This is a genomic window from Candidatus Electrothrix sp. (assembly GCF_052785085.1).
This window is the reverse complement of the sequence record NZ_JALAAI010000196.1, coordinates 1-4,400: the sequence shown is the minus strand read 5'-3', so window position 1 is coordinate 4,400 and position 4,400 is coordinate 1. Positions and strand designations below refer to the sequence as shown.

At 46.9% G+C, this 4,400-nt stretch carries 4 protein-coding genes; 3 read left to right on the top strand and 1 reads right to left on the bottom strand.

The genetic code is table 11. From position 1 onward, the window contains the following. Positions 1–77 precede the first annotated feature (77 nt). Positions 78–734, bottom strand: coding sequence for a hypothetical protein (locus L2082_RS18610; protein ID WP_446010872.1), 657 nt, complete (start codon positions 732–734; stop codon positions 78–80). A 278-nt stretch (positions 735–1,012) separates the two neighbouring features. On the opposite strand from L2082_RS18610, the gene L2082_RS18605 reads away from it, so the two are divergent. From L2082_RS18605 to L2082_RS18595, 3 genes are read left to right on the top strand one after another with little or no spacing between them, the layout of a single operon-like run. Further along, the gene (locus L2082_RS18605) at positions 1,013–3,130 is read left to right on the top strand and encodes an N-6 DNA methylase (RefSeq protein ID WP_446010871.1); all 2,118 of its coding nucleotides are present in this window, start codon (positions 1,013–1,015) and stop codon (positions 3,128–3,130) included. A 3-nt stretch (positions 3,131–3,133) separates the two neighbouring features. Continuing rightward, positions 3,134–4,144, top strand: a complete 1,011-nt coding sequence (locus L2082_RS18600) for a virulence RhuM family protein (RefSeq protein WP_446010870.1) — start codon at positions 3,134–3,136, stop codon at positions 4,142–4,144. A gap of 2 nt (positions 4,145–4,146) precedes the next feature. Further along, positions 4,147–4,386, top strand: coding sequence for a hypothetical protein (locus L2082_RS18595; protein WP_446010869.1), 240 nt, complete (start codon positions 4,147–4,149; stop codon positions 4,384–4,386). The last annotated feature ends 14 nt before the right edge of the window (positions 4,387–4,400 follow it).

Below are 4,400 nucleotides of genomic sequence, written 5' to 3'. Positions count from 1 at the left end.
TACTATCCTGGCGGGACAGTAAGAAAAAAAATGAAAATAAAAAAATCTGTGGTGCCAAGAACGAATTGCCAAAACACTTAACATGCTGATTTCAAAAGGATTATTTTCTCGGTATCGCAAAGTTGGGCTAGGGACTGAAGATCATATGCTTCGGTCAGATCATGCTTCAGTACATCAATCAAATCAGTGATGGGCTTCTCACCATTTAAGATAGCCTTATTAAGAGAAGCCTGGATTTGTCTTTCCAACGCAAATCTAGCTACTTCCCCCATAAGTAGTGCTGCTGGACCAAAGGCATTTTTAAACTTAGCGTCTTTTTCTCCATTCAACGCATTGACATTTTCATTGAGTTTATCCAGCGAAGCCTTCAGTTCTTCAGCATTACTCGTAATGCTCTGAGGAGTATCTGAATTTGCAAGCCGCCCCAGCAAAGTTCCATAATTTGCTAATTGCGTAAGAGCAGATAGCCGAGCTGTTATTGCGTCTCTAGAAAACACCTGAAATTCCTCAATCTCGCTTAGTTTTATCTGTTCCCCTTTATTGACTCGTCGATCAATATATGCATCTCTTTGGGTTTTATTTAGTTGAGTGATATAAACCCCGGCACTTTGGGTTACTATTGAAGATGCATTCTGAAAATCACTGATAGGTTTCTTATAGCCCTCAGTTGTAGCACATCCACTCAGCAACAAAGCCGCAAGCGGAATGAATAGTATACTTTTTGTTATATTCATAAGGAGTTCCTTTTTTATTAGGTTATTAAGTGTTAATTAGGAATTATTATCTCTATGGTTGATTAGACCACCACAATGTGGTTAAAGTCAAGTTGATTTTTACGCCCACTGTCACTTTATTACCCAAAAGGATATCTAAAGCTGTATCAAAGCGAATCAGCCATATCCTTCAATGTCCTGCCGGTGCGAAAAACAAAGCTGTTTACGAACAGGGCGCAAATAGTATATGATGCCTTTCCCATGCTTGTATCACCTGAAACATTTCCCAAACATACCAGATGAGCGAACCGGATATCCTGCAAACAATTCTCAAGGACAGCAACTATAACCTGTCCCTGTTCACGGATGATGAACTTGCTGTGCTGCGGAAAAAGATTTTTCTCAAGACTGTCAGGGGGCAGGAAAAGCCCTATGTCAAATGCCTGATCCGGGGCAGGGATATCCTCCTGAAACCGGAAGAGACTGTCCGGCAGTTGTACGCAGCCCGGCTCATTGCTGAATACGGGTATCCGAAAAAGCGGATTGTCTTTGAATACTCGGTCACCTTTGGCAGGGAAAAGAAAAAGGCGGATATTGCCGTGCTGGATAAAGACCGGCCCGACACCCCGTATATTCTGGTAGAGGTGAAAAAGCCCAAGCTCAAGGACGGCAAGCAGCAGCTCCGCTCGTACTGCAACGGCACCGGCTCGCCTGTGGGGGTGTGGACAAACGGGGAACAGATTTCCTATTATCACCGCAAAGACCCGAATTATTTTGAAGATATAACCGATATCCCCAAGGCAACCCAAACCCTTCAGGACATCCTGAACGAGCGGTTCACCCTGAAAGACCTGATTATCAAGGACAAGATTGCCACAGAACGCAAGTCTTTGAAAAATATCATCAAAGAGATGGAAGATGAAGTCCTTGCCAATGCCGGGGTGGATGTGTTTGAAGAGGTGTTCAAGCTGATCTTCACCAAGTTGTATGATGAATATTTGAGCGGGCGGGATAAGGAAGTCCTCAACTACTTGCTTAGGCAGGTCACACAGACCGCTGTGCAGGAGCCGACCCCGGAATACGGAGATGAGCCGTCGTATCTGGGTGGACAGGATTATGAGGCCCTCCGGGATGCAGTGAGCGGTATTGCGGATGATGGTTTCCGGGTCATGGAGTTCAGGAACACAGGCCAGACCGACACCGAGCTGAAAAAGAAGATTCAGGGCCTGTTTGATGCGGCGAAAAAGAAATGGCCGGGCGTGTTCCCCGAAGGGTCGGCCTTTGAACTGTCGGAAAGTCATCTCTCTGTCTGCGTGTCCAGTCTCCAGAATGTGAAGCTGTTCAACTCCAACCTGCTGGTGGTGGATGAAGCCTTTGAATATCTGGTGAATAAATCATCCAAAGGCGAGAAAGGCCAGTATTTCACGCCCCGGCATGTCATTGACATGTGTGTACAGATGCTCAATCCCAAGGCCGGAGAATACATGATTGACACGGCATCCGGCAGTTGCGGTTTTCCGGTGCATACCATCTTTCAGCTGACCGGGCATCTGTTTACCAATGAGGAAATTTCAGAGGAAGACAAGGAGCATGTGCTGAAAATCTTTGGTATAGACTTTGATGAAAAGACCGTCCGGGTGGCCCGCACCCTGAATCTGATTGCCGGGGACGGGGAAACCAATGTCCTGCACCTGAACACCCTGGATTTTAACCGCTGGAGCGACAAGACCGACAAGGACAGGAAGTGGATAACCACCTACGGCACCGGCTTTGGACGGCTGGAAGAACTGCGGGCGGATAAAAAGGAGAACAAGCAGTTTCTCTTTGATCTGCTCATGGCGAATCCGCCTTTTGCCGGGGACATCAAGGAAAGCCGGATTCTCCATCAATATGAACTGGGCTTCAAATCCAACGGCAAAGCCCAGAACAAAGTCGGGCGGGACATCCTCTTTATTGAACGGAACCTGGACTTTCTCAAACCGGGCGGACGCATGGCTATTGTCCTGCCCCAAGGGCGGTTTAATAATACCAGTGACAAGCATATCCGGGAGTTCATCGCCGAACAGGCCCGCATTCTGGCCGTGGTCGGGCTGCACGGCAATACCTTCAAACCCCATACCGGCACCAAAACCAGCGTGCTCTTTGTCCAGAAATGGAACAATGACCCGGATGCCGGGCCGCTCTGTCCCAAGGTGGACGATTACCCTATCTTTTTTGCGGTGTCTGAAAAAGGCGGCAAGGATAATTCCGGGGATTATGTGTATCTCAAGAATGGGGACGGCAAGGAGAAGCTGGACAGACAGGGACATCTGGTTGTTGACCATGATCTGCACAGCCACGACGGGGAACTGCCGGACGGCATTGCAGAGGCGTTTATTGCATGGGCAAAAGAAGAAGGCTTGAGCTTTTGGAGCTAGAGTATGAAAACCTCAGATATTATCATTTATAAGACCACGGACGGGCAAACATCAGTAGCACTTTATGCCCGTGACGGCAATGTATGGCTCAATCAAAAACAGCTTGCGGAACTTTTTGCCACCTCTAAGGCAAATATCAGTATACACATAGCTAACATACTGGAAGAAGGGGAGTTGGTTGAAAATTCAGTTGTTAAGGATTATTTAACAACTGCCGCAGACGGCAAACAGTACAACGTCCGGTACTATGCTCTTCCTATGATACTTGCAGTCGGTTTTCGTGTACGCGGAATTCGCGGAACACAATTTCGCCAGTGGGCAAACCGTCATCTGCATGAATATATGATCAAGGGCTTTTTGATAGACGATGAGCGGCTGAAAAACCCGGATGGTCGCCCGGATTATTTTGATGAAATGCTGGAGCGCATTCGGGATATCCGCGCTTCAGAAAAACGTTTTTATCAGAAAGTCCGTGACCTCTTCGCACTCAGCAGCGATTACGACAGCAGCGACAAAACCACACAGATGTTTTTTGCTGAAGTACAGAACAAGCTCCTGTTTGCCGTGACTGAGCAGACAGCGGCGGAAATTATCGTTAGTCGGGCCAGTGCTGAAAAAAACAACATGGGCCTGACCAGCTGGAAAGGATCGGTTGTCCGCAAGCAGGATATCTACATTGCAAAGAATTATCTCACTGCCGATGAAATCGACACCTTGAACCGTCTGGTTGTCATCTTCCTGGAAACAGCGGAGTTGCGGGCAAAGAGACGCATTGATACAACGATGGATTTCTGGCGGCAAAACGTTGACCAGATTATTCAGTCCAATGATTTTGCCTTACTGGACAATAAAGGTAGCATCAGCAAGAAGCGGATGGAGCAGATTGCCTTGGCTGAATACGGTCAATTCGACGAACGGCGGAAAGCTTATGAGGCGGAACTTGCCGACCGGCAGGATGAAGAGGAGTTGCGGGTGTTGGAAAGTAGGGTTAAGGGTCGGAAGAGGGAGGGGTAAGTGTGCAAGTTTTTATTGTTGATTATTCTCAGATAGATAAAAAAGTATTTAGACTTGAAGCTGAATTTCATGTTTCAAATTCTTTACTGGATATTGAGTGTTTTACTGGTGATGAAATCATCGAATTAGCCCAAGTTCGTAGGATTTGTGCTCAAAACACGAAAAAAAGTCCTTTTTGGGGCCTTGCTCCTCTTTCAAATATCTGTAATTACTCATCACAGATTTTCGGATTCTTAATGTAGTGCCAGAGAGTGCG